General features: G+C 72.2%; 22 protein-coding genes. 17 read left to right on the forward strand and 5 right to left on the reverse strand.

The window, feature by feature from the left end; translation table 11 throughout:
* Nucleotides 1-4 precede the first annotated feature (4 nt).
* The 4 genes from AC4H2G_RS16580 (at nt 5) to AC4H2G_RS16595 (ending at nt 3,546) form a co-directional block, all read left to right on the forward strand.
* Complete coding sequence (locus AC4H2G_RS16580) at nt 5-889, forward strand: glycosyltransferase family 2 protein (protein ID WP_494366833.1); 885 nt, start codon at nt 5-7, stop codon at nt 887-889.
* A 29-nt stretch (nt 890-918) separates the two neighbouring features.
* Nucleotides 919-1,782, forward strand: a complete 864-nt coding sequence (gene rfbA / locus AC4H2G_RS16585; RefSeq protein WP_494366834.1) for a glucose-1-phosphate thymidylyltransferase RfbA — start codon at nt 919-921, stop codon at nt 1,780-1,782.
* 70 nt (nt 1,783-1,852) lie between these two features.
* Nucleotides 1,853-2,833 carry a lysylphosphatidylglycerol synthase domain-containing protein gene (locus AC4H2G_RS16590; protein WP_494366835.1) on the forward strand — a complete coding sequence of 327 codons (981 nt, stop codon included), beginning with the start codon at nt 1,853-1,855 and terminating at the stop codon, nt 2,831-2,833.
* Entirely contained in the window at nt 2,830-3,546 is a 717-nt protein-coding gene (locus tag AC4H2G_RS16595; protein WP_494366836.1) for a class I SAM-dependent methyltransferase, read from the forward strand. The genes AC4H2G_RS16590 and AC4H2G_RS16595 overlap by 4 nt, the downstream gene beginning before the upstream one ends.
* A 50-nt stretch (nt 3,547-3,596) precedes the next feature.
* Here the strand turns inward: AC4H2G_RS16595 and rfbD are convergent, their stop codons facing one another.
* Entirely contained in the window at nt 3,597-4,499 is a 903-nt protein-coding gene (gene rfbD / locus AC4H2G_RS16600) for a dTDP-4-dehydrorhamnose reductase (protein ID WP_494366837.1), read from the reverse strand.
* Nucleotides 4,500-4,673: 174 nt separating this feature from the next.
* Here rfbD and AC4H2G_RS16605 point away from each other — a divergent pair, with 174 nt between their 5' ends.
* Nucleotides 4,674-5,291, forward strand: a complete 618-nt coding sequence (locus AC4H2G_RS16605; RefSeq protein ID WP_494366838.1) for a dTDP-4-dehydrorhamnose 3,5-epimerase family protein — start codon at nt 4,674-4,676, stop codon at nt 5,289-5,291.
* Here AC4H2G_RS16605 and AC4H2G_RS16610 read toward each other — a convergent pair.
* Nucleotides 5,269-6,402 carry a glycosyltransferase family 4 protein gene (locus AC4H2G_RS16610; RefSeq protein ID WP_494366839.1) on the reverse strand — a complete coding sequence of 378 codons (1,134 nt, stop codon included), beginning with the start codon at nt 6,400-6,402 and terminating at the stop codon, nt 5,269-5,271. The genes AC4H2G_RS16605 and AC4H2G_RS16610 overlap by 23 nt on opposite strands.
* 98 nt (nt 6,403-6,500) lie before the next feature.
* Here AC4H2G_RS16610 and AC4H2G_RS16615 point away from each other — a divergent pair, with 98 nt between their 5' ends.
* From AC4H2G_RS16615 to AC4H2G_RS16670, 12 genes are all read left to right on the forward strand, one after another.
* Nucleotides 6,501-7,241 carry a glycosyltransferase family 2 protein gene (locus AC4H2G_RS16615; RefSeq protein WP_494366840.1) on the forward strand — a complete coding sequence of 247 codons (741 nt, stop codon included), beginning with the start codon at nt 6,501-6,503 and terminating at the stop codon, nt 7,239-7,241.
* Nucleotides 7,238-7,633 (forward strand): DUF2304 domain-containing protein, encoded by a 396-nt coding sequence (locus tag AC4H2G_RS16620; RefSeq protein ID WP_494366841.1) that lies wholly within the window; start codon nt 7,238-7,240, stop codon nt 7,631-7,633. Before AC4H2G_RS16615 ends, AC4H2G_RS16620 begins: the two co-directional genes overlap by 4 nt.
* The gene (locus AC4H2G_RS16625; RefSeq protein WP_494366842.1) at nt 7,623-8,897 is read left to right on the forward strand and encodes a lipopolysaccharide biosynthesis protein; all 1,275 of its coding nucleotides are present in this window, start codon (nt 7,623-7,625) and stop codon (nt 8,895-8,897) included. The genes AC4H2G_RS16620 and AC4H2G_RS16625 overlap by 11 nt, the downstream gene beginning before the upstream one ends.
* A complete protein-coding gene (locus AC4H2G_RS16630) occupies nt 8,894-9,934 on the forward strand; it encodes a glycosyltransferase family 2 protein (protein WP_494366843.1) in 1,041 nt (346 codons plus the stop codon). The genes AC4H2G_RS16625 and AC4H2G_RS16630 overlap by 4 nt, the downstream gene beginning before the upstream one ends.
* Nucleotides 9,931-11,508 (forward strand): DUF2142 domain-containing protein, encoded by a 1,578-nt coding sequence (locus tag AC4H2G_RS16635; protein WP_494366844.1) that lies wholly within the window; start codon nt 9,931-9,933, stop codon nt 11,506-11,508. The genes AC4H2G_RS16630 and AC4H2G_RS16635 overlap by 4 nt, the downstream gene beginning before the upstream one ends.
* A gap of 136 nt (nt 11,509-11,644) precedes the next feature.
* The gene (locus AC4H2G_RS16640; RefSeq protein WP_494366845.1) at nt 11,645-12,718 is read left to right on the forward strand and encodes a glycosyltransferase family 2 protein; all 1,074 of its coding nucleotides are present in this window, start codon (nt 11,645-11,647) and stop codon (nt 12,716-12,718) included.
* Between the two features lie 228 nt (nt 12,719-12,946).
* Entirely contained in the window at nt 12,947-14,044 is a 1,098-nt protein-coding gene (locus tag AC4H2G_RS16645; protein ID WP_494366846.1) for a nitroreductase family protein, read from the forward strand.
* Nucleotides 14,028-15,005 carry a lysylphosphatidylglycerol synthase domain-containing protein gene (locus AC4H2G_RS16650; protein WP_494366847.1) on the forward strand — a complete coding sequence of 326 codons (978 nt, stop codon included), beginning with the start codon at nt 14,028-14,030 and terminating at the stop codon, nt 15,003-15,005. The genes AC4H2G_RS16645 and AC4H2G_RS16650 overlap by 17 nt, the downstream gene beginning before the upstream one ends.
* Nucleotides 15,002-16,228 carry a polysaccharide pyruvyl transferase family protein gene (locus AC4H2G_RS16655; protein ID WP_494366848.1) on the forward strand — a complete coding sequence of 409 codons (1,227 nt, stop codon included), beginning with the start codon at nt 15,002-15,004 and terminating at the stop codon, nt 16,226-16,228. The genes AC4H2G_RS16650 and AC4H2G_RS16655 overlap by 4 nt, the downstream gene beginning before the upstream one ends.
* Nucleotides 16,229-16,315: 87 nt before the next feature.
* Complete coding sequence (locus AC4H2G_RS16660) at nt 16,316-17,440, forward strand: glycosyltransferase family 4 protein (RefSeq protein ID WP_494366849.1); 1,125 nt, start codon at nt 16,316-16,318, stop codon at nt 17,438-17,440.
* Complete coding sequence (locus tag AC4H2G_RS16665) at nt 17,437-18,459, forward strand: glycosyltransferase family 2 protein (protein WP_494366850.1); 1,023 nt, start codon at nt 17,437-17,439, stop codon at nt 18,457-18,459. Before AC4H2G_RS16660 ends, AC4H2G_RS16665 begins: the two co-directional genes overlap by 4 nt.
* 34 nt (nt 18,460-18,493) lie before the next feature.
* Nucleotides 18,494-20,878, forward strand: coding sequence for a glycosyltransferase (locus tag AC4H2G_RS16670; RefSeq protein ID WP_494366851.1), 2,385 nt, complete (start codon nt 18,494-18,496; stop codon nt 20,876-20,878).
* Between the two features lie 55 nt (nt 20,879-20,933).
* Here the strand turns inward: AC4H2G_RS16670 and AC4H2G_RS16675 are convergent, their stop codons facing one another.
* From AC4H2G_RS16675 to AC4H2G_RS16685, 3 genes are read right to left on the reverse strand one after another with little or no spacing between them, the layout of a single operon-like run.
* Nucleotides 20,934-23,420 carry a glycosyltransferase gene (locus AC4H2G_RS16675; protein ID WP_494366852.1) on the reverse strand — a complete coding sequence of 829 codons (2,487 nt, stop codon included), beginning with the start codon at nt 23,418-23,420 and terminating at the stop codon, nt 20,934-20,936.
* 7 nt (nt 23,421-23,427) lie between these two features.
* Nucleotides 23,428-24,396 (reverse strand): GDP-mannose 4,6-dehydratase, encoded by a 969-nt coding sequence (locus AC4H2G_RS16680; protein WP_494366853.1) that lies wholly within the window; start codon nt 24,394-24,396, stop codon nt 23,428-23,430.
* Between the two features lie 5 nt (nt 24,397-24,401).
* On the reverse strand, nt 24,402-25,388 hold the full coding sequence (locus tag AC4H2G_RS16685) for a GDP-mannose 4,6-dehydratase (RefSeq protein WP_494366854.1): 987 nt from the start codon (nt 25,386-25,388) through the stop codon (nt 24,402-24,404).
* Nucleotides 25,389-25,434: the final 46 nt, after the last annotated feature.

Below are 25,434 nucleotides of genomic sequence, written 5' to 3' on the forward strand. Positions count from 1 at the left end.
TGCCATGCCGTCCGCCCCTCCGCCGGTCCCCCCTGCCGTCCGAGTCGTCTGCGTCGTGTTCAACCCCGGTCCCGAGCTCGAGGCCTTCGTGAGCTCGCTGCGCACGGCGACGAGCGAGTCGTACGAGCTGGTCCTGGTGAACAACGGCGGGCCCAGCGCGGTGGTGCAGGGGCTCGTCGACGCGGGCGCGGCGCGTCTCCTGGAGTCCGGGGGCAACCTCGGCTACGGCCGCGCGGCGAACATCGGCGCGCGCGGCTCCGCCTCTCCGTGGCTGGTGGTCGCGAACCCCGACGTCGTCTGGGAGCCGGGGGCCCTGGACGCCCTCCTCACGGCCGGCGCCCGGCACCCAGGGGCCGGTTCCCTGGGACCGCGGATCCTCAACGAGGACGGCACGGTGTACCCGTCGGCGCGGGCGGTCCCCTCGTTGTGGCTCGGGGCAGGGCACGCGCTCCTCGTGCGCATCTGGCCGTCCAACCCGCTGTCGCGCCGCTACCGCCGGGAGAACCCCGAGGACCCCGGCGCCGAGCGCGCCGTCGGCTGGCTCTCGGGCGCGCTCCTCCTGCTGCGCCGCGAGGCGTTCGAGGCCGTCTCGGGCTTCGACAGCGGCTACTTCATGTTCTTCGAGGACCTCGACCTGGGCGAACGGCTCGGCCGTGCAGGGTGGGAGAACGTCGTGGTCCCCTCGGCGACCGTGACCCACATCCAGGGCGCGTCCTGGAAGCGGACGCCCGAGCCGATGATCCGCGCCCACCACGCCAGCGCGCGACGGTACGTGCGGCGCCGGTACCGACGCTGGTTCGAGGCGCCGGTGCGCTGGGTCGCCGTCCTCGGCCTGCGGCTGCGCGAGCAGCTCGAGGTCGCCGGCGCCCGCCGGACCGCCGGGTCCTGACCGTTCCGGCGTGCGGCACAATGGCGACCATGCGTGGAATCATCCTGGCCGGCGGCTCCGGCACCCGTCTGCACCCGATCACCCTCGGCGTGAGCAAGCAGCTCGTCCCGGTCTACGACAAGCCGATGATCTACTACCCCCTGTCCACGCTGATCCTCGCGGGCATCCAGGACATCCTCGTCATCACCACCCCGCACGACGCCGAGCAGTTCCGCCGTCTGCTCGGTGACGGGTCCCAGTTCGGCGTCTCGATCCGCTACACGGTCCAGGCCGAGCCCAACGGCCTCGCCCAGGCGTTCGTCCTCGGCGCGGACTTCATCGGGGACGACTCCGCCGCCCTGGTCCTGGGGGACAACATCTTCTACGGACCGGGCCTGGGCTCCCAGCTCACCCGGTTCGAGGACATCGACGGCGGCGCCGTCTTCGCCTACCGCGTCTCGGACCCCACCGCCTACGGCGTGGTCGAGTTCGACGCGCAGGGCCGCGCCCTGTCGCTCGAGGAGAAGCCCGCCCAGCCCCGCTCCAGCTACGCCGTCCCCGGCCTGTACTTCTACGACAACGACGTCGTCGCCATCGCCCGCGACCTCGAGCCGTCCGCCCGCGGCGAGTACGAGATCACCGACGTCAACCGCGAGTACCTGCGCCAGGGCCGGCTCCAGGTCGAGGTCTTGCCTCGCGGCACGGCCTGGCTGGACACCGGCACGTTCGACTCGCTGCTCGAGGCCTCGGACTACGTCCGCACCATCGAGAACCGCCAGGGCCTGAAGATCGGCTCGCCCGAGGAGGTCGCCTGGCGCCGCGGCTTCCTCACCGACGACGAGCTCCGCCGGCGCGGCGAGGCCCTCGTCAAGTCCGGGTACGGCTCCTACCTCATCAGCCTCCTCGACGAGTAGCCCGCACGACCTCGGGGCTTCAGGCGCGACGCCCTGGGGGCCTCGTCGGACCGCACCGTACTGTGGGGCCGTGACATCTGAGGAGCCCGGAGCCGCGCCGGACGACGACGCCCGCCCCACCACCGCACGAGCCCGATGGGTCCGCCTCGCGGGCCGGCTGGTGGCCGTCGTCGCCGTCGCCCTGTGCGTGTGGACGGTGGTCACCCAGTGGGACCGGATCTCGGCGGACCTGCGCTCCGCCGACCTGACGCTCCTCGTCGTGGCTCTCCTCGTGAGCGCCCTCGCGGGTCTCGTCCTCGCCACGGCGTGGTGGTACTGCCTGCGCGTCGTCGGGCACGGCCGCACCGTGACGGACGTCTTCGCCTGGTACTTCGGTGGTGAGATCGGCAAGTACCTGCCCGGAGGGATCTGGGCGATCGTGGGGCGCGGCGAGCTGTCGGTGCGCGGAGGCATCGACCGCCGGACCAGCTACGCCTCGACGCTCCTGTCGCTCGGCGCGATCGTCGTCTCCGGGGGCTGGTTCTGCGGGGTCGTCGGGCCGCTCGCCGTCGGGCTGGGCGACGCGCCCACCTGGGTGGCGTGGTTCGCGTTCGCCCTCCCGCTGGGAGCGGCCCTCCTGCACCCGCGGGTCGTCGGTCTCGGTCTGCGGCTGATGCACGTCGCGCTGCGCGGGGACCGGATGCTCACCGTGCCGAGCTGGGCGGCGATGGCCCGTCTGACCCTGCTCACCCTTCCCTCGTGGCTCTTCGTCGGCGGATCCTCGATCCTCGTCACGGCGTCTCTCGGGTACGAGCAGTCGCCCGCGGCCGTGTCCATGGCCGCCGTGGCCGCCTGGACCGTGGGGATCGTGGCGGTTCCCGTACCCGCCGGCGCCGGCCTGCGGGAGATCGTCTTCGCCGCGCTGTGCGGTCTCGGCGCGGCGCCCGGTGTGATCGTTGCCACGGTCTCCCGACTGCTCTATGTTCTCGTGGACGGCGCCGCCGCCCTGGTGGCGTTCTCGTACCTTCGTCGCCGGCGTCGTCCGGTGACCACCGAGGAGCAGACCCGATGAGAGACACCGTCCTCCGCATGTCGAAGAGCGCCTACGTGTCAGGCATGAAGACGCTCGGGTCGGGACTGCGGGCCCTGCACGTCCTCGACGACGCCCCTCCTCCCCGTACCGCGCGCACCAAGCACTGGTTCTACAGCCTCACGCGCGTGTACGACCCCCAGGCCATGATCCAGATGGACGTCCCGTGGTGGACGTACGACGCGATCGACGCGGTGGAAACCTGGCTCAAGGGTCGCGAGCAGGCCCGGATCTTCGAGTACGGGTCGGGTGCGAGCTCGCTGTGGCTCGCGCGCCGAGCGGGCGAGGTGCACTCGGTCGAGCACCACGAGGGCTTCTACGCGTACATGCGCCCCTCGTTCGAGGCGCAGGCGAACCTCAGCGTCGAGCTCGTCGAGCCGGAGGTCTCGGACCACCCCGTCGTCCCGTCCCAGAAGGAGGGCCAGTCCGGGCTCGACTTCGCCGACTACGTCGCCGCGATCGACCGCGCCGGGGGAACCTTCGACCTCGTGGTGGTCGACGGGCGTGCGCGTGGCGCGAGCCTCGCGCACGCCGTCCACCGCCTCGCGCCGGACGGTCTCGTGGTGTTCGACAACAGCCGCCGAGCCCGGTACCGGCCCGCGATCGAGGGCAGCGGGCTGCACGAGACCCGCTGCACCGGGCTCACGCCCACGCTCCCCTACGGCGAGCAGACGTCTCTCCTGAGGCCTGCCTGACGCGTGCAGCTCGATCGGACCTCACGGTTCAGCCGATCAGGCCGGCGCGATCAGGCCTGACCCAGGACCGTGGGCGCGGCCCTCGCCCACCGCTCCTCCCACGCCCCGATCGGCTCGACGCCCACGGCGCGCAGGGCGTCGTGACCCAGCACGGAGAAGGCCGGGCGCGGTGCCGGACGGACGAAGCCCTCGCTCGTCGTCGGGACCACGCGGGCGCCCCCGCCCGCAGACGCCACCACCTGTCGCGCGAACTCGTACCAGGACGCGGAGCCGGACGACGTGCCGTGGTACGTCCCGCTCGGGGCTCGTGCCGCCACGAGGCGCACGACGAGGTCGGCGAGGTCCACGGTCCAGGTGGGCTGGCCGACCTGGTCGTCGACCACGGTGAGCTCGTCGCGCTCGCCCGCCAGACGGGCCATGGTCTTCGGGAAGCAGGCGCCGTGCGCCCCGTACAGCCAGGCGGTCCGCACGAGGAGGTGGTCCGGAGCCTCCGCCCGGACCGCCCACTCGCCGGCCAGCTTGGTACGCCCGTAGGCCGACCGCGGCGCGGGAGGGGCGTCCTCCGCATACGGGTCCGAGGCGTGGCCGTCGAAGACGTAGTCGGTCGAGACGTGCACGACGCGAGCCCCGGCGCTGGCGGCCCCGCGCGCGACGTTCGCAGCGCCCGTGCCGTTCACCGCGAACGCGGCCGGCTCCTGCGACTCGGCGTCGTCGACCGCCGTCCACGCGGCACAGTTCACGACGACGTCGAACCCGCGGGCGGCGGCGGCCGTCGCGCCCGGGTCCGTGACGTCGAGCGACCGGCGGTCCACCGGCACGACCTCGTGCCCCGCGGCCGCGACGGCCGCCACGACGTCCTGTCCCAGCATCCCGCCCGCTCCGACCACCAGCCATCGGCGTGACGGCCCGGTGGATCCGGTCCGTGTGGTCCCGTGGTCCGTCGTCTCGTCCACGACGCTCCGTCCCTGGAAGCGACCGCGCTCGGCGGTCGGTGCGGAGGTGCGACCGCCCCGCATCGTGCAGGAGGCCGCGCCGCGCGCCCCGGTCGGGGCACCGTAAGATCCTAGAGCCCCGCCGCGTGACGTCCGTGGCGCGGTCCGCCACGACGTCCGAAGAGGAGCACATCGATGCAGTTCCGCGAGCTCGCCGTCCCCGGTGCGTGGGAGATCACGCCGCAGCAGCACGGCGACCCGCGAGGAGTCTTCCTCGAGTGGTTCAAGGCCGGTGCGTTCGCCGAGGCGGTGGGCCACCCGCTCGACCTGCAGCAGGCGAACTGCTCGGTCTCCGCCGCGGGGGTCCTGCGGGGGATCCACTTCGCCGACGTCCCGCCGGGGCAGGCCAAGTACGTGACGTGCGCCAAGGGCGCCGTGCTCGACGTCGTCGTGGACGTCCGCGTCGGCTCGCCGACGTTCGGGCAGTGGGACTCGGTCCTGCTGGACGACGTGGACCGACGGGCCATCTACCTCGGCGAAGGGCTCGGGCATGCCTTCCTCTCGCTCGAGGACGACTCGACGGTCCTGTACCTGTGCTCGACGGGCTACGCGCCCGGCCGTGAGCACGGGATCCACCCGCTCGACCCGGCGGTCGGCATCGAGTGGCCCACGACGGCACGCGACGGCTCGCCGCTCACGCCCCAGCTCTCCGCGAAGGACGAGGCCGCACCCGGGCTGCACGAGGCGGCCGAGCAGGGCCTGCTCCCGACGGCGGCGGCCGTCGAGGAGTTCATCGCCTCCCTGCGCGCCTGATCGCGGCCTCGTACGCCTCGACGTGGACGCGGGCCGCGGCGGCCCACGTGAACTCCTGCGCGCGGGCGGCGGCGGCGTCGGCGAGCAGCGCGCGGCGCTCGTCGTCGGCGAGCAGCGCGCCGAGCTCGCGCGCGATGGAGGCGTCGGCCGTCCCGCAGTACGCGACGGCGTCGCCGCCCACCTCCGGCAGCGAGAGCTCGCGCGTCGTGAGCACGGTCGCGCGGCAGGCCATCGCCTCGAGCACGGGCAGGCCGAACCCCTCCCCGAGGCTCGGATAGGCGAGCACGCTCGCCCCGCCGAGGAAGCCCGGCAGGTCGTCGAGCGGGAGGTACCCCGGCCGGCGCACCGTCAGGTGGTCGGGCACGCGCGCGACCTCGGCGTCGATGCGGTCGTCCCACCCGCGCCCGCCCGCGAGGACGAGCGCCGGAGGGTTCTCGAGCCCGGCGCACGCCTCGACCCAGCCCCGGACGAGCGCAGGGACGTTCTTGCGGGGCTCGAGCGTCCCCAGGAAGCCGACGTACGGGGCGTCGCCGACGTCGAGCGTGCGGCGCACCCGCTCGCGCTCGTCGGTGCTCGTCGGGTGGAACCGTCCGTGGTCCACACCGTGGTAGGCGACGAAGAACTTCTCGACGTCGGCGCCGACGAGCCGGACGACCTCGTCCCGCGTCGCGCGGGACGGCACGACGAGCGCGTCCGCGCGACGGGACGCGACCCTGATCGCGTTGCGGAAGAAGACGGCCTTGGACCGCAGGTGCAGCTCCGGCGTCGTGAAGAACGTCGCGTCGTGGAGGGTGACCACGGTCGGTGCGCCCGTGACGAGCGGCAGCGTGTAGTGCGGCGAGTGCACGACGTCGGGTCGAACGGAGCGCACGAGCGCCGGCAGACCGGACTGCTCCCAGGCCATACGGGTCGCGCGACGCGCGACGGCGTACGGCGCCGGCACGAGGTCCGCAGCGGGCGCGACCCGTGCGAAGAGGTCGACGTCGCGCTGCTGGACGGCGAGGACCAGGTCCACACCTGCCGCGACGAGCTCGGGGACGAGCTCGTCGACGTAGCGGCCGACGCCCCCGCGGTCGGCCGGGACTGCGGTGGCGTCGAGGAGGACTCGCACGAGGGCGCTCCAGTTCCTGTGTCGCGAAGAGATGGGCCGGAAACCAGGGACACTAGCAAGGCCGTCCCCGGCGCCGGGCACCGGTATCATCATCGTCCGTGACCGCCCCCGCACCTCCCCGCGTGCTCGTCGTGGTGCCCGCGTGGAACGAGGAGGAGGCCCTGCCCGGCGTCCTCGCCGACATCGAGGCCTCCATCCCCTGGGCAGACGTCCTCGTCGTCGACGACGGGTCGACCGACTCCACCGTCGCCTCGGCGCGACGCGGCGGGGCGATGGTCCTCGAGCTCCCGCTGAACCTCGGTGTCGGAGGGGCGATGCGCGCCGGGTACAAGTTCGCCCGCAACCACGGCTACGACGTCGCGGTCCAGCTCGACGCCGACGGCCAGCACGATCCCGCCGAGGTGCCCGGGCTCCTCGCGGCGCTGGAGGCGCAGGGCGCGGACGTCGTCATCGGCGCACGCTTCGCCGGAGAGGGCAACTACGCCGTGCGCGGTCCCCGACGATGGGCGATGCGGCTGCTCTCCGTGACGTTGTCGAAGGTGACGAAGACGCGCCTGACGGACACGACATCGGGGTTCAAGGCCTCGAACCGTCGGGCGATCGAGCTGTTCGCGCGGGACTACCCCGCGGAATACCTCGGCGACACCATCGAGTCGCTCGTCATCGCCGCGCGCTCAGGCCTCCGGGTGCGGCAGGTCGGCGTCTCGATGCGCCCTCGTGCCGGCGGTACCCCGTCCCACAACCCCGCCAAGGCGGCGATCTTCCTCGGTCGTGCGGTCCTGGCGCTCACGATCGCGCTGACCAGGCCCGTCGTCGTGGCCGAAGGAGACCTCCGTTGAGCGGGTACTTCCTCGCCCTGGGCTCGTGCGTCGCCCTCGTCGCCTTCCTGATCGTCCTCCTCCGCCGACGCCGCCTCCGCGAGAAGTACGCGGCGACCTGGCTGGTGCTCGCCCTGGCGGTGTGCGTCGTCGGCGCGTTCCCCGGCGTCGTCGAGACGCTTGCCGGCGTGGTCGGCGTCGAGACGCCGAGCAACCTCCTCTTCGCTCTCGCCCTCGCCGTCCTGCTCGGGGTGTGCATCCAGCTGAGCGTCGAGACCACCGCGCTCGAGGAGGAGACGCGCGTCCTGGTCGAGGAGGTCGCCATGCTCCGTTTCGACGTCGACGTCCTCACCCGCGGCGGTCCTCGCGCGGGTACCGACCTCGACGTCGAGACTCTCAGCGATGAGGGCTGATCCCTCCACGACGCGTGCCGACCTCGGACCGATCTGGGTGGCATGCGGGCTGGGCCTCTTCGGCCTGTCCAACTTCGTCTTCCTCGCCCTCGTCGGCCGCGACCTCGGACCTGCGGCCTCCGCGCCCGTGTCGGTCGCGTGGACCGTGCTCAACGCCCTGGGGATCGGTCTGTTCCAGCCCCTGGAGCAGGAGACCGGACGACGGCTGGCCTCGACCCGCGCGACCGGGCGTGGCGCCAACGTCGTCGCGGCGGTCCGCTTCGGGGTCGTGGCGTCGGCCGTCGTCGTCGTCGTTGGCCTCTCCCTCATGCCGTGGCTGGCCGACGTCTTCTTCGGCTCCGCCCGGGACATCGTCGTCGTCGTGGTCCTCGGTCTCGTCGGCCAGGCGCTCGCCTACTACGCCCGGGGCGTGCTGGCGGGTCAGGGACGCTTCGTCCGCTACGGCGCTCAGCTGGGCGTGGACGGCGCGCTCCGGATCGTCGTGGCGGGCGCGCTCTTCGCCCTCCCGGACCCGTCCCGCCTGTCCTACGGGCTCGTCCTCGTCCTCGCGCCCGTGGTCGCCACCCTCGTCACCGCCTCGCCGCGCGAGCTCCTGCACGTCGCCCGAGGGAACCGTCACCTTCCCCGCGGGGTCGGGATCGGTGCCCTCGTCGCCGCGTCCACCGCGGCCCAGATCCTCGCGAACCTCGGCCCGGTGGCCATGGCCGCGCTCGCCACGCCCGCCCAGCAGGGCCTCAGCGGTCGCTTCGTCGCCGCCGTGACCGTCGCCCGGATCCCGCTCTTCCTCTTCGCCGCGGTCCAGGCGGTCTTCCTGCCCTCGCTCGCGGGCTACATCGCGCGGCACGACGTCGTCCGGTACCGGACGGCGGTCCGCCGGGCACGCCTGGCGGCGCTGGCTCTCGCCGTCGCCGGCGTCGCGGGGGTCTGGCTGCTCGGCGAGCGGGCTCTCGGACTGATCTACGGTCCGGAGTTCGAGGTCGGGCTCTCCACCCTCGTGGTCGTGGCCGTCTCCGGCGGCGTGTTCATGCTGGCGCAGGTGCAGGCCCAGGCGCTCCTCGCCCACGAGCAGGAGCGGGTCGTCGCGCTCGCGTGGGCCGCCGGCGTCGTCGGCGCGATCGCCTCGCTGCCCCTGCCCGGCACCCTCGACCTCCGCGTCGCGGTCGCGCTGACCATCGGGTCGGCCGTCTCGTTCCTCGCCCTGACGATCGCCCTGCGCCGGACGGACCGCCGCTGGGACCAGCTCCGCCGAGAGGTCATCTCGTGACTCAGCCCGACGTCTCCGTCGTCCTCCTCGCCTTCGGCGCCGAGGAGTACCTGCACGAGGCGGTGCGCGCGGTCCTGGCCTCCGAGGGCGTCACCGTCGAGCTCGTCGTCGTCGACAACGGCTGCACCTCCGACGCCGTCGGGCGGCTCCCCGCCGACGAGCGCCTCGAGGTCCTCACCCCCGGCCGGAACCTGGGCTTCACGGGTGGGGTGAACCTCGGTGCCCGGCGTGCGCGCGGGAGGTTCCTGGCCCTCGTCAACAGCGACGCCGTCGTCGAGGCGTCGACGCTGTCGCGTCTCGTCACCCATCTCGACGGCGCGCCCGACGTGGGCGTCACGGGCGCCACCGTCCTCCTGGCCGACTCGCCCGACACCGTGAACTCGGCGGGCAACCCGCTGCACGTGCTGGGTCTGAGCTGGGCGGGCCGCATGGGGACGCCCGCGGCCGACGTCCCCGCCGTCCGCGACGTCGCCTCCGCCAGCGGGGCCTGCATGGTCCTGCGTCGCGACCTCTGGGAGCACCTGCAGGGATTCCCCGACGAGTACTTCGCGTACATGGAGGACATGGAGCTGAGCTGGCGGTGCTGGCAGCAGGGTCTGCGCGTCCAGGTGCTCGGCCACGCACGCGTGCTCCACCACTACGAGTTCTCCCGCAGCCCGCTCAAGATGTACCTCGTCGAGCGCAACCGCTGGCTGCTCCTGCTCACGTGCCACGAGCGCGCCACCCTCGTCGCCCTCGCGCTCCCGCTCGTCGCGTTCGACCTGGCGCTGCTGCTCGTCGCCGTCCTGCAGGGCTGGGGACGGCAGAAGGTCGCCGGGTGGTGGTGGTGCCTCACCCACGCGTCGTGGATCCGTCGGCGCCGTGCGGTGGTCCAGCACGCCCGGACCGTTCCCGACCGCGCCCTGCTCCCCCTCCTCACCGACACGTTCGACCCGGCGCAGACACCCCTCCCTCCCGCGGCGCGGCCGCTCGAGGGCGTGCTGCGCGCGTACTGGTCGACCGCCCGCCGACTGCTGACGCGAAAGGGTCGACCATGACCCAGACCTCGGTCTCGTCCCCGCCGACACCCGGCACCCCCCCATGGGTCGAGCGCGTGCTCACCGCGCGGCGCTCGACGCCGCGCGCGGCGTTCTGGTCCGCGTTCGTGGCGCTGTTCGCCGTCAGCGCCCTGTGGGCAGTCAGCAACCCGCTCATGGCGTCCGTCGACGAGCCCGCGCACGTCGTGAAGGCGGCGGCCACGGTGCGCGGTGCCGAGGACGTCTCGCCGGACGGCGCGGAGAACGGGATCGGCGTGGTCGAGCTGCCGAACCTGTACCTCCAGCTCTCGCTCTACCCCAACTGCTTCGCCTTCGACCCCGACCAGTCCGCCGCGTGCCAGCCCGACCTCAGCGGCGACCTGGACGCCCCCACCGCGGTCCAGACCTCGGCCATCAACTACAACCCGCTGTACTACGCGATCGTGGGCCTGCCGAGCCTGCTGCCCGGAGGCGGCGAGCACACGGTCCTCCTCATGCGTCTGGTCAACGCCGCCCTCGCGAGCCTCGTGCTGGCGCTCGCGGTGCGCACGGTCGTCGAGTTCCGGACGCGGCGCTGGCTCGGGCTCGCACTCCTGCTCCCCGTCACGCCGACGGTCGTGAACCTCCTCGGGTCGGTCAACCCCCAGTCGATCGAGGTCACCGGCGCGGCGCTCCTGTGGGTCGCCCTCCTCGCCCTGCTGCACTCACCGGACGACGAGCTGACGCCGCGACGCCTCGTGCGGGTGGGGATCGCGGCGCTCCTCCTCGCCAACGCACGCAGCCTCGGCCCGTTCTTCGCGGCACTGATCGTGGTGCTGTGCGTCGCGAGCGTGCCCTGGTCGACGCTGCGGGAGGTCTTCCGCGACCGCCGTCTGTGGTGGGGCGTGGCAGCCGGCGTCGCCGCGTGCGCGGTCGGCACCGCCTGGATCTTCGGTGCGAGCGCGGTGCCCGACGGGGGCGGTTCCGGGATCTCGCTCCGGGACGCGGTGATCTTCACGCTCGGGAACACGAGCGCCTACGTGCAGCAGCTGATCTCTGCGCTGGGATGGCTGGACGTCGCCGTGCCCGTGTGGCTCTACCTGGTCGCCGCGGCCACCATCGGCTTCGTGGTCGTCCTGGCCTGGGCCCTCGGCCGCTCGCGGGACCGCCTCCTGCTGGCGGGCCTGGCCCTCGTCGTCCTCGCGCTCCCGATCGTGTTCCAGGCAGTGCAAGCGCAGTCGATCGGGTTCTTCTGGCAGGGGCGCTACATCTTCCCCCTCTCGGTCGGGTTCGTGCTCCTCGCCGGCCTGGTCGTCTCGCGGGCGGCGCACGTGCTCCCGGGATGGCTGCACACCAACCTGCTCGCGACCCTCGGCGTCGGCCTCGTCACGGTGAACGTCGCCGCGTTCGCCGTCAACATGCACCGCTACGTCAACGGGGCGGGCGGCGGATGGTTCAGCACGGACGCCGACTCGTGGGCGCCCGTCGCCCACCCGCTCGTGCTCGCGACCCTCTACGCCGCTGCCTGGGCCGCGCTCGTCGTCGTGGTGCTGCGCGCCACCTCGGGCAGCGACGTCAGTCGTACCCTGACCAGCGCGGAGACGCCCGACCACTGAGATCGACGCCGCCGAGTCCGATGGGCGGACGCGCCCGGCCACCAGCGGTGCGCCGAAGCCCTGTCGGACGGCGACTAGACTGCTCGACGTCAAGCGTCGCTCCGTCGAGCCCGCCTCCGTCCTCAGTGAGTGTGAGATGAAGCTGTTCGTCCAGGTCCCCTGCCTCAACGAGGAGGCGACCCTCGGCTCGGTCCTCGCGTCGATCCCCCGCGAGATCGACGGGGTCGACGAGATCCACGTCCTCGTGATCGACGACGGGTCGACCGATCGTACGGTCGAGGTGGCGCGCGAGCACGGGGTGGTCCACTTCGTGCGACACACCCGCAACATGGGTCTCGCCAGGTCGTTCCGCGACGGCGTCGACTACGCGCTCAAGCACGGTGCCGACATCGTCGTCAACACGGACGGTGACAACCAGTACCCGCAGGAGCGCATCGGCGACCTCGTCGCACCCCTGATCCGCGGCGAGGCCGACATCGCGATCGGAGACCGGCAGACCGCCACGATCGCGCACTTCTCGCCGTTCAAGAAGCTCATGCAGGGGATCGGGAGCAAGGTCGTCAACTTTGCTGCCGGCACCGACCTGCCCGATGCGGCAAGCGGGTTCCGGGCCTACTCCCGGTCGTCCTTGATCCGCCTCAACGTGGTCACGCAGTTCAGCTACTGCATGGAGACGATCATCCAGGCGGGCAACAAGCGCCTGCGCATCGCGAGCGTGCCGATCTCGACCAACGCCAAGACCCGCGAGTCCCGCCTGTTCAAGAACATCGGCCAGCACATGGTGAAGTCAGGACAGGCGATCTCGCGCAGCTACGTCATGTTCAAGCCGCACACGGTGTTCGTCACCCTGGGGCTCCTGTTCCTGGTGGTCGCGCTCGTCCCGTTCGTCCGCTTCCTCGTGCTGACGCTGCTCGGTGATGCGGGCGACCACATCCAGTCCCTGATCTTCGGCGCAGCCATGCTCTTCGGCTCGCTCCTGTGCTTCGCGCTCCTCGTCATCGCCGACCTGCTCAAGACGAATCGCACGCTCATGGAGGACACCCTCGAGCGGCTCAAGGAGATCCAGTACGGCCGCCCTGACCGTGCGGAGCGGCCGAAGCTGCCGGAGTCCCGGACGGCAGCGCCGGGAGCACCAGCTCGCGCGGAGCCCGGTCGGGACGGACAGCCGGTGCGGGTCCCGGAGGAGATTCCTCCGGCCGCGATCCGGTGATGCGGCCGGGCGGGCGTTTTCCTCCCGTGTCCGCGGCGTGGGAGGATGCCCGACGGCGCGTCCGTCCCCGGCGCCCTGCGTCGGCGACCACCGGCTCCTGGCGGGCTCACCCGACCAGGCCGACGCCACTCTCTCGGCCCGCGGCCTTCGGCCGCGCCGGAGACCGCCCGTCCTGACCACCGCAGGCCCGCGTGCCCGCGGGCGACCCCACGACCTGAGGTGCACGCAGTGCTGAAGAAGCTCAAGAAGTTCGCGAAGGACGCCCTGGCCGTCCCGGCGGTCCGCCGCACCTACGAGCGGACCACTCTCGGGGTCCTCGAGGTGTTCGGCAGCAACCGGCCCGCGGCGACCGCCTACTCGGTCCTCGGGCTCGGGACGTTCAACCGGGAGCAGTACGGCATCCTTGCCGGCCGGCGCGCGTACTACCGCAACCTCAGCCGCGCGCGTCGCTCGCACGTGGAGCTGCGACGCAACGTCCACCGCCTGGAGAAGGGCATCCTCATGGAGCCCCGTCGCGAGGTGTTCGCCCGCGACTACATCGAGGAGACGGTCGACTTCTACGGGCTCGCCGTCCGTGGCCGCGGCCCCGGCACGGGGATCGACGACGTCGAGCTGCAGTGGGCCGACGCCGTGCTCGCGGAGTACTTCTCCGTCGTCGCGCCCGGTGATTCGGTGGTGGACCGCGCCCGTGCCGCCTACGAGGCGTTGCCCACGCCGGACGGCGTCGTCGTGGACCGCCCGCTCTTCCCCTACGCGCAGTCCGACATCAAGCGCAGCGACGTCTCGTACGACGACCTGCTGTCGCTCGCTCACCAGCGCCGCTCCGTCCGGTGGTTCGAGGACCGCCCGGTGCCGCGTGAGCTCATCGACAAGGCGCTCGTGGTCGGTCGCGAGGCGCCCACCGCGTGCAACCGCCTGCCGTACGAGTTCCTCGTCTTCGACGACCCGGACGCCGTGCAGAAGGTCGCCTCGATCCCCTTCGGCGCGGGCGGGTACGGGCACCAGATCCCCACCGTCATCGTCGTGAAGGGGCGCTTCGACTCCTACTTCTCCCCCCGCGACAGGCACGTGCCGTACGTCGACGCGTCCCTGGCAGCGATGGGCTTCATGCTGGCTCTCGAGACCCTCGGCCTCTCCTCCAGCGTCATCAACTGGCCGGACTTCGAGCCGCTCGAGATGAAGATGCAGAAGACCCTCGGCCTCGCTCCGTACGAGCGCGTCGTCTTTCTCATCGCCGTCGGATACCCACGGCCCGACGCGCTCGTCGCCTCCTCCCCGAAGAAGTCCTTGGACGTGATGCGTTCGTTCAATGCGCTGGCCGAGTGACCGGGTGACGTCGGTCCCGGGAGGTCGGCGCAGAGCGCTCCGGATCGCGCTGACGGTCGTCGTCGTCGCGGTCGTCGGCTACTTCTTCGGCCGGTCGCTGCTCGACAACATCGACGCAGTCCAGGACATCGACTTCGCCCTGGACGGGTGGATCGTCGCCTCGGTGCTCCTCTTCGCCTGGGCGGTCGTCGTCTCCGGCCAGCTCTGGGGCAGGATGACCTCCGAGCTCTCGGGGCACCGCGTCCGGGCGCTCGAGGCGATCCGCGTCCACTCGTTGTCCTGGCTGCTCAAGTACGTCCCCGGCCAGGTCGGGTCGGTGGTCAACAAGATGGCGTGGGCCAAGGACGTCGGGATCTCACGCACTCTCGTCACCCTGACGTTCGTCTACGAGAACGTCTTCCTGCTCGTCGGTTCCCTCGTCCCGCCGACCGTGGTGCTCCTCGCGATGGGGACGTTCGACGTCAGCGGCAACGGGATGCTCGTCCTCGCTCTCGCGTCGCTCGTCCCGCTCCTCGCGCTCACGAACCGTCGGTTCTTCCGCTGGGCGTCGAACCTGCTCGCTCGACGGACCCTCAAGCGGGAGATCCCGCACGAGTACTTCCTCACCTCGAGGCAGTCGCTGCGCTTCCAGGTCCTCTACCTGCTCCCGCGCATCGTCAACGGGGTCGGTGTCGTCGCGATCGCGATCTCGATGATCGACGCCCCGGCGTCCACCTACCTCCCCCTCGCGTGCGCGTACATCATCGCGGGTGCCGTGGGGATCCTCGCCGTGTTCGTGCCGAGCGGCATCGGTGTCCGCGAGTCGGTGTTCGTACTCCTCGCCACGCCGTACGTCCCGGTCGAGCAGGCGATCGTCCTGTCCCTGGCTGCGCGGCTCCTGGCGACGCTCGCCGACGCCGTCGTGGCAGCCCTCTACCTCGCGCTCAGAGCGCTCTCCCACCGCAAAGGACACACAGCATGAGGATCGCGATCATCGGTTCGGCCTTCTCGGGCAACAAGGGCGCCTCGGCGATGCTCGAGAGCTCCGTGCAGCACCTGAGTGCGCGTGACGCGGAGGCACGGTTCGTCCTCCTCAGCATGTACCCGGACTCCGATCGCCGTCTGAACCCGTTCGGCAACGTGCGCGTGCTGCGCGCGGACCCCGTGCGCCTCGGCGTGCTGATCAACGGTGCGGCGCTCCTTCACCGTCTCCTCCCGCCGGCACGCGCCGCGATCCGCCGGGCGGTGCCCGAGGTGCGCGCGCTCGCGGAGAGCGACGTCCTCCTCGACGAGGGTGGTATCACCTTCGTCGACGGCCGCGGGAAGTTCCTCGTCTACAACGTCGCCAGCGTCCTGCCCGCGCTGTTCGTCGGCACGCCCGTGGTGAAGGTCGCCCAGGCGATGGGACCGTTCGAGAGCGCGCTGAACAAGCTGGCCGCGCGGGCGATCCTGCCCCGCATGGCGGCCATCGTCTCGCGCGGCGCCATCACCCACGAGCACCTGACCGGCCTCGGCCTGAAGAACGTGCACGCCGGCGCCGACCTCGCGTTCACGCTCGAGGTCGGTCCCGACGACGTCGCGGCGGCCGAGTCCGCGGTCGACCCGGCCTTCTTCGCCGGCGGCGACGTCGTCGGCTTCTCCCCCAGCGCCGTGCTGGCCAAGTCCGCCGCGGCACGCGGCGAGGACTACGTCGGCCAGGTCGTGGCGCAGATCGACCACATCACGCAGACCCTCGGCCGCAAGGTCTTCCTCGTCGCCCACAGCGCTCGAGCGCACACGGACAAGGTGCACAACAACGACCTCCCGCTGTGCCGGGAGATCGCCGCACGGGTCGCCGACCCGGAGAGCGTGCTCTTCGTCGACGACGAGCTCAGCTCGCAGTCCCTGCGGCACCTCATCTCGCGGTGCGACGTCTTCGTCGCGTCGCGCTTCCACGCGATGGTGTCGTCGCTGTCCACCGAGGTGCCGACGCTCGTGATCGGCTGGAGCCACAAGTACCGCGAGGTCCTGGACATGTTCGGGCAGTCCCGGTTCGCGGTCGGGCACAAGGAGCTCACGGACGACGTGTTCCGCTCCCTCCTGGCCGACCTGCTGGCCGACCGTGCGGTCATCCACGAGGAGATCGCGAGCGCTCTCGTCGACGTGCGCCGCACGGCGTTCGAGCAGGTCGAGCTGATCAAGGAGATCGCGCACGGGCGGGCGTAGGTCCGCACGTGGCGGCGGCTCCCGTCCGCTTCGGTCCGCGTGCGCGGGCTGGCCGGTAGGCCGGCGAGAGCATCTAGGCTGGGCCGCGTGCCTTCCCGCCCCGTGCTCCGTGTGACGCTCACCGTCGAACAGCTGTGGCAGCCTGTCCCGGGCGGCTCCGGGACCTACGTGCGCGAGCTGGCGCAGGGCCTCGCGGCACGCGAGGACGTGTCCGTCGCCGGTGCTCGTGCTCGTGGAGGCGCGGCCGGCACGCACGGGCTGCCCCCGACGATGCCCGTGCACCGCTCCGCCCTGCCGCGTCCCGTCCTCTACGAGTCCTGGTCGCGCTGGCGTCGTCCTCGCGTCCCGGGTCCGCGACCCGACGTGGTCCACGCGACCACCTGGGCCGTCCCGCCGCGGACCGCGCCTCTCGTCGTCACCGTGCACGACCTCGCGTTCCGCCGCGCTCCGGAGCACTTCACCGCTCGCGGTGTCGAGTTCTTCGAGCGCGGTCTCGCCATCGTGCGGCGGGAGGCCGACGTCGTCGTCGCGCCGTCCGAGGCGACGCGGCAGGACTGCATCGAGGCGGGGATCGACGCGGCTCGCGTCCGCGTGATCCCGCACGGCGCGGAGGGGCCGGCAGTCACCGAGGCGCAGGCCCGCGCCTTCCGGCAGCGGCACGGTCTCGACCGTCCGTTCGTGCTCTGGTGCGGCGCGCTCGAGCCGCGCAAGAACGTCGCCGGTCTCGTCGACGCGTACCGGATCCTCCTCGCCCGGGGAACGGGCCTCGACCTCGTCCTGGCCGGCCCGCCCGGCTGGGGGGACGCCGAGCACGACGTCGCGTCCCGGCTCGAGGGCCTCCCGTCCGGCCGGGTGCACCGACTGGGTCCGCTGAGCGTGCACGAGCTGCACCTCGCGTACGCGTCCGCGCGCGTCTTCGCGTTCCCCTCGTGGTGGGAAGGGTTCGGCATGCCGGTCCTCGAGGCGCAGGCGCACGGCACCCCCGTCGTCACCTCGCAGGGCACGTCGATGGCGGAGGTGGGCGGCGGCGGCGTCGTCCTCGTCGACCCGGCCGACCCGGACTCCGTCGCCGCAGGGATCGAGCACGCGGCCGGCGAGGCGCACGACGGGCTCGCTCGCGCGGCCACCGAGAACGCCGCGCTGTACACGTGGGAGCGCTCGGCCGCTGCGCACGCCGAGGCGTACCGCGACGCGCTGGAGGTCGGCGCATGACCGGCCCGACGACCCCCCGGGTGCGTGCCGTCGTCGTCACCTGGAACGGCGCGGACCTCCTGCGCGAGTCGCTCCCCTCGCTGCTCGACCAGGATCTCGCCGACGGAGAGCTCGACCTCCTCGTGGTCGACAACGGCTCGTCGGACGGGACGCTCGCGATGCTCGCCGCCGAGTTCCCGACGGTCCGGGTGATCGCGAGCCCGTCGAACCTGGGCTTCGCCGGAGGGGCGGAGCTCGGCCTCCGGGACCTCGACGCCGAGTACGCCGTGCTGCTCAACAACGACGCCCGGTTCGAGCCGGACGCCGTGCGGAGGATGGTCGAGGTCGCCGACGCCGAGCCTGCCGTCGGCGCCGTGACGGCGCGGATCCTCCTCACGGAACCCGACACGCTCGGTCGGACGGTCGTCAACTCGACGGGCAACGTCGTGCGGCCCGACGGCGCCGGCGGCGACCGGGACTGGCTGGCCCTGGACGGCACGATCGACCCGGACCCCGAGGTCTTCGGCTTCTGCGGTGGCGCGGCGCTCCTGCGGGCAGCTGCGCTCCGCGACGTCGGGTCGTTCGACCCCTGGCTGTTCCTCTACTACGAGGACACCGACCTCTCGTGGCGCCTGCGCGCCCGGGGCTGGACCGTGCGCTACTGCGCGGCCGCGGTCGCCCACCACCGCCACGCGGCGAGCAGCGACGCGACGAGCCCGCTGTTCCGCTACTACAACACGCGCAACTCCCTCGTCGTCCTCGGTCGGCACGCGCCGCCGGCCGTGGTGGCGCGGTCCACCGCGCGGCAGGTCGCCGCGGCGGTCGTGCACAGCGTCCGCCGCTCGGAGCGACCCGCCGTGACGGCCGCGCGGCGACGGGCCGTGGTCGACGCCGCGCGCCGCGTACCGACCACCTGGCGCGAGCGGCGGAGCCTGTGGCAGGGGGCGGCGCGCACCCGCGCCGAGGTGTTCCGGGTCGCGACGGGACGGGACACCCGCCCGACCGCTCCCCGCCCGACCGCTCCCCGCCCGCCCGACTAGGCTCTGATCCTTCCGTCCAGCACCAGGAGGCCGTGTGACCGTCGTCGTCGTCGCCACCGCACCCACGTTCGCCGCGGCTCGCGCGACCGTCCGGTCCGTCGGGCGCGTCGACCCGAGCACCTCCGTCGTCGTCCTCGCCGTCGACGAGGGCTACGAGCCCGTGCTCGGCGAGGAGGTGCGGCGCCCGGGGGACGTCGTGCCGGACGCAGATCTGCACCGGTCGGCGGCGCTGCTCGAGGAGGAGCAGCTCGTGCGGCTCCTCGGCGTGCGCCTCGCTGCCGAGCTGCTCGGCGCGGGTCGTGAGGTGCTCCTGGTCGCGGCAGGCGTCGTCCTGCTCTCCTCCCCCGCGAAGTTCACGGGGCTCGTCGGCGAGACCGGGTTCGTCGTCCTCAGCCGGACGACCGACCCTCTCGCGCCCGGAGTCCGGGACACCGCGCCGTCGCTCGTCCCACGACCCCGTCTGGTGACCGACCTGCTCGCGCTCGGGCCGGCGATCCTGCCCTCGCTCCCGACGCTCGTCCGCCTGCTCGAGTCGTGGGAGGTGGACGACGCCGCCCTCGACCTCTTCGCGATGGCGGTGCCGGTGACCGTCGTCCGCGACGACGCCGTGCTCGTCACCCGCTGGAACACGCCGCCCACGGCACGCTTCGACGAGGTCGGCGACGTCCTGCGCCGTGACGGGCGGGACGTCGTGGCGATCGACCTCGGCGGCCTCGACCCCGCGCAGCCCTGGCTCTTCGACGTCCGGAGCGACGACCCGCCGATGCTCCTGCTCAGCGAGCACCCTGCCCTCGCGCGCCGGTGCGCCGCCGAGGCCGTGGAGCGCGCGCGGGACGTCCACCCGACGAGCCGGCGGTTCTCCACGACCGCGTCGGGCATCCCGCTCCACGGGCACCTGCACCACCTCCTCCGGCGCACCGCGTCCGAGGGCGGCTCGTTCCCGGACCTCTTCGCCGACGGCTCCTCATCGACGCTGGCGGCGTGGCTGCTCGACGTGCTGCCGGCCGGTCACGACGCGGGCGTCGCCCGCTACCTCGCCGCCGCGTACGACGACCGTGACGACCTCCGTGCGGCGTTCCCGCTCGTCCCCGGACCCGACACGGCCGCGCTCGTCGACTGGGCGCTGGCGAGCGGGGTCGGCGAGGAGTCCTACGACCCAAACCTGATGCGGGCCGCCGCGAGGGCGACCGTCGGTGCGCAGCGGGCCGTCCCCCTGCGTCAGCAGGGCCAGCACCCGCACGGCGTCAACCTCGTCGGGTACCTCGCGGGTGAGCTCGGGGTCGGCGAGTCGGCGCGCCTCGTGGAGCAGGCGCTGACGGCCGGCGGCGTGCGGCACTCCACCGTGCCGGTGGCCCGAAACCTCCAGAGCCGTACCTCGGCCGCCTACGAGGCGTCCCAGGACAACCAGGTCTTCGACGTCACGCTGCTGTGCGTCAACGCCGACCAGACCCCGGAGATCGCGGCAGCGGTCGCGGCCATCACGTCCGGGTCCCAGCGCATCGGCATGTGGTACTGGGAGGTCGAGTCCTTCCCGGCCGCCTACGCGCCCGCCTTCGACCACGTCGACGAGGTGTGGACGGCGACGGACTTCGTGCGCGACGCGATCGCCGCCGTCTCACCGGTCCCGGTCGTCACCATGCCGCCGCCCCTGCCGCAGCGGTCGCCGGAGCGGCCGCTGCTGCCGGAGGGTCTCGGCATCCCGGGCGACCGCCCCTACTTCCTCTTCGCGTTCGACTACCTCAGCACCGTGGAGCGCAAGAACCCCTGGGCGGTCGTCGACGCGTTCCGGACCGCCTTCGCGCCGGGCGAGGGACCGGTGCTGGTGCTCAAGACGATCAACGCCGACAAGCGTCCGGCCGACGCGGAACGACTTCGGCTCCTCGTGGCCGGGGACCCGGACGTCGTGCTGCTCGAGGGGTACCTCTCCGCCGCCGAACGGGACGCGCTCGCGGCACGCTGTGCGTGCTACGTCTCTCTCCACCGGTCCGAGGGGCTGGGTCTGACCATCGCCGAGGCGATGGCGTGGGGCCGACCGGTCATCGCGACGGCCTACTCGGGCAACATGCAGTTCATGACCGAGGAGAACTCGTTCCTGGTGCCGTGGACGAGCACGCCGATCCCCGAGGGCGCCGACCCGTACCCCGCGGGGAGCCCGTGGGCCGAGCCGGACGTCGCCGCCGCCGCCGCGCACATGCGGACGGTCGTCGACGAGCCGGAGCGGGCACGAGCTGTCGGTCGACGGGCGGCCGAGGACATCCGGACCGTGCACTCGCCCGAGGTGGCGGGGCGCCGGATGGCCGAGCACCTGGCCGGTCTGCACGGGGCGAGCAGGCACCTCGACCAGCGGCTCACGTCGTTGCGCGACGTCGTCGCGCGACGCGGACGAGCCTTGCGGGGCTCCCTCCCCTTCACGCACTGAGGGCGGGTGCGGCGCGCCGCACCCGCCCTCGTCGTCCCGTCGGGCTTCCGTCCGGTCAGGACGAGGGGCCGATGGCCCTGCGCACGCGCCCGCCGGCACGTCGGGCGACCTCGCCGATCCCGCCGGCGCGCAGGTAGTCCCGGGCCAGCGCGAGGTCTGCACGCAGCCCGCCGCGTCGCTCGAAGCCACGCGCCACGGTCTCCGGCTCGCCCAGGTCGTAGTGGAGGTCGGCCGCCCGGCGAGGGAACCGGCAGAAGTCGACGAGCGGGCGCAGCACCTCCGTCCAGCGGTACGACTCGGCGAAGCTCTTCACGTTCTCCCGCGCCGACGCGATCGCCGCGTCGTCGAAGAGGTAGGTCTCGAGTGCGGACTCGAGCGCCTCGACGTCCTCCGGGGGCACCGCGGCACCCAGGCCGTGCTCGGTGATGAGACCGCCGAAGGTGTCGCCGCTCGTCGCCACGATCGGCAGCTCGGCCCAGAGGTAGTCGAGGATGCGCGTGCGGAAGCTGAACGCCGTCTCGACGTGGTGGAAGTGCGTCGAGACCCCCAGATCCGCGTCGAGCAGGTAGTCGGCCCGCTCGCCGTACGGCACCCATCCCTCGTTGAAGAAGATGTGCTTGCCGGTCAGCCCCAGCTCGTCGGAGAGCTGCTGGAGCTCCCAGGCGATCCGCATGTCCGGCACGCCGGGGTTGGGGTGCTTCAGCCCGAGGAAGTACAGGCGCACCTCCGGGTGGCGACGACGCAGGCGGTCGACCGCGCGCACCAGCGTCAGCGGGTCGAACCAGTTGTAGACCCCGCCGCCCCAGAGGATGACCTTGTCGTCGGGACCGATGCCGGGGACGGTGCCCTTGATCGCATGGCGGCGCTGCACCGGGTTGGCGTCGGCGATGCCGAACGGGACGACGGCGATGAGCGAGTCGAGGCTCTCGTCCTCGTCGTAGACCGCCGCGTTCACGCGGCCCTGGCCGGCCATCTGACCGAGCCAGAAGTCGCGCTGCTTCTCGGACGCGCACAGGACGAAGTCCGCGCGCGCGAGCTGCTCGTTGAGCACGCGGGTCGTCTCCCGGATCGACCGGTCCCGACCGCTCGGACCGAGGTCCTTCGCCTGCTCGAGCTGCTCGAGGTGCATCGGGTCGTAGACGTCGGCGACGAGGATCTTCGAGCTCTCCTTGAGCCAGGGCGCACCCTCGAGGAGGAAGCCCTGGAAGACGATGACGTCGGCCCAGTCGGTCTGCTTGCGCAGCTCCCGGCCGTGCGCGTGCACGACGTCGAACTCCGGGGACTCCACCTTGACGCCGGCTGTCGAGAGGAGCCGGACCTCGGCGACCGGGGCGAGCGCGTGCGCGATCTCCCACGCACGGATCGCCGGTCCCGCCATCCGCTCCAGGAGGGGCTCACCGGTCACGACGAGAACGCGCTGCCGCGACACGAAGTGCTCGTCGATCCCGAAGGCCTCGACGAGGTCGGAGTGCGCCGTCAGATAGCTCTCGATCGCGTAGGCCGGCTCGATCGCGTGCCGGAAGAGCGGGAAGAGCTCGCGGTCCGAGCGTCGGCGCCGCGCCTGCAGCTCGCGGCGCGACTCCGCGAGCGACGGTAGCTGCTCGACGAAGTAGTCGATGGCCAGCGGACCGGTGAGCGCCATCTTCTCGATCTCGACGGTGCCGACGTCGTCGCCACCGGGCGACCGCTGCAGGTCGAGCATCGTGGCGTCCGTGCCGGTGCGCGCGACCGACCGCCGGACGGCGAGCGCCATCGCGGCAGGGAGGGCGCGCGCGAGCGACTCGTCGTCGAGGTTCTTGTACATCGAGAGCAGCGCGTTGCGTTCCAGGAGGTACGACTCCCGGTAGTTCCCGAACTTCTTCATCGTGACGTGGTGCTTGTGGTACGCCACGGACCCCGGGACGTACCGCACGCGGTAGCCGAGGAGGTTCAGGCGCCAGCCCAGGTCGACGTCCTCGTAGAACATGAAGAACCGCTCGTCGAACCCGCCGACCTCCCGGTACAGCGCCGTGGGCACGAACATCGCCGCACCGGTCCCGAAGAGGACGTCCTTCGGCACGTCGTACTCCGGGGAGTCGGGCCACTCCGCCTCGCGCTTGTAGCCCATGCCGTACCAGGTGAGCGATCCGTCGACGTAGTCGACGAGCTTGCCCTCCCAGTCCAGGACCTTCGAGGCGACGGCGCCGATCGACGGGTCGGCGCTCATCGCCTCGACCGCTGCGGCGATCCATCCCGGGCCGGGGCGAGCGTCGTTGTTGATGAAGCCGACCCACTGCCCCGTGGCGTGCGCGACGCCCGTGTTGCACCCGCCGGCGAAGCCGAGGTTGGCACCCGACTCCACGACCTTCACGTGCGGCACGGCCGCGCGGATCCGTTCGGCGCTCCCGTCCTGCGAGTCGTTGTCGACGACGATCAGCTCGAGCCGCTCGCGCGGCCAGTCCACCTCGTCGAACGCCCGGAGGCACGTGATCGTGTCGTCCGCGCCCTTGTAGTTGACCAGGACGACGGAGACCACACCGTCGCGCACTGTCGGCTCGTTCACGTCGTCGTCAGCCCTTTCCTGCGAGGGCGAGGTCGTGGTCGACCATCCGCCCCACGATCTCGTCGAATCCTACGGTGGGCTTCCAGCCCAGGACGGTGCGTGCCCTCGAGGCGTCGCCCACCTGCTCGGCGGCGTCCGCGGGCCGGACGAAGCGCTGGTCGATCTCGACGTGCGAGCGCCAGTCCTCGATCCCGGCGCGCTGGAGCGCGACCCGGACGAAGTCCTCCACCGAGTGCGTCGCACCGGTCGCGACGACGTAGTCGTCGGCCTCCGCGTGCCGGACGGCGCGCACCATGGCGTCCACGTAGTCGGGCGCCCAGCCCCAGTCCCGGCGGACGTCGAGCCGCCCGAGGGTCACGACTCCCCCGCCGTCCCGGGCGATCCGCGCGGCGGCTGCGGTGATCTTGCGGGTCACGAAGGACTCCGGTCGGCGCGGCGACTCGTGGTTGTAGAGCACGCAGGTCGAGACGGCCAGCCCGCGGCTCCGGTAGACACCTGCGGACAGGTGCGCGTAGGCCTTGGCCGCGCCGTAGGGCGAGAGCGGACGGATCGACGTCCGCTCGTCCTGGGGCGTCCGGTCGGGGGACCCGAAGATCTCCGCGCTCGACGCCTGCACCACGCGCACCGCCCGGCCGGTCGAGTCCTGCGTGCGGCGCGCGGCCTCGAACAGCGCGACCGCGCCGAGGCCGCTCACCCCCCCGGTCTCGACGGGGTGGTCCCACGAGTAGGCTACTGAGCTGATGCCGCCCAGGTTGTAGATCTCGTCCGGCCGGACGTCCTCGACGATCCGGGCGATCCCCTCACCGTCCCGGAGGTCGCCGACGTGGACCTCGACACCCTCGGCGACCGCTGGGCCACCGGTCGGGGTCGACGCCGAGTGCACGATCCCGTGGACCTCGACGCCCTCGGCCACGAGACGTTCCGCGAGGTAGGAGCCGTCCTGACCGGTGACGCCGGTCACGAGGGCTGTCGTCATCCCCGTCACCGACCGGCGAGCTCGGACTGCTCCCGGAGGTCGTTCTCGACCATCATCGCCACGAGCCCCGGGAAGTCGACCTTGCGCTCCCAGCCGAGCTTCTCGTGCGCCTTGGCCGGGTCGCCGATGAGCAGCTCCACCTCGGCCGGACGCATGAACCGCGGGTCCTGCTTCACGTAGCCGGACCAGTCCTCGATGCCGACGTGGGCGAAGGCGTGGTCGAGCAGGTCGCGGATCGAGTGCGTCTCACCCGTGGCGACGACGTAGTCGTCGGCCTCCGGCTGCTGGAGCATGCGCCACATCGCCTCGACGTAGTCCCCGGCGAAGCCCCAGTCGCGCTTCGCGTCGAGGTTCCCGAGTACGAGATCGTCCTGGAGACCGAGCTTGATCCGGGCGACGGCCTGCGTCACCTTGCGCGTGACGAACTCCGGCCCGCGGCGCGGGGACTCGTGGTTGAAGAGGATGCCGCTCGAGGCGTGCATGCCGTACGACTCGCGGTAGTTGATGGTCATGTAGTGACCGAAGACCTTCGCGACACCGTAGGGCGAGCGCGGCCAGAGGAGCGTCGACTCGCGCTGCGGGACCTCCTGGACCTTGCCGAACATCTCCGAGCTGGACGCCTGGTAGAAGCGCACCTTCGACGGGTCGTCGTTCGAGTAGAGGCGCACGGCCTCGAGGATGTTGAGCACGCCCTTGCCGGTGACGTCGCTCGTCAGCGTCGCGTTGTCCCAGGAGTAGGCCACGAACGAGATCGCTCCGAGGTTGTAGACCTCGTCGGGCTGGGCGACCTGGAGCGCGCGGAGGAGGGACGAGAGGTCGGTCAGGTCACCCGTCACGAGCTTGACGTCGGGCACGGTCTCACGGACCAGGTCGAGCTTCGGGTTGTTCTGTCCACGGATGAGCCCGTAGACCTCGTAACCCTTCGAGAGCAGCAGCTCCGAGAGGTACAGACCGTCCTGGCCGGTGATGCCGGTGATGAGCGCGCGTGCCATGGTTCCTCGTCAGGTTCGGGTTCGGGGACCGAGCAAGCGTAGCCGA

It is taken from the genome of Cellulosimicrobium sp. BMG9.23 (genome assembly GCF_059159985.1).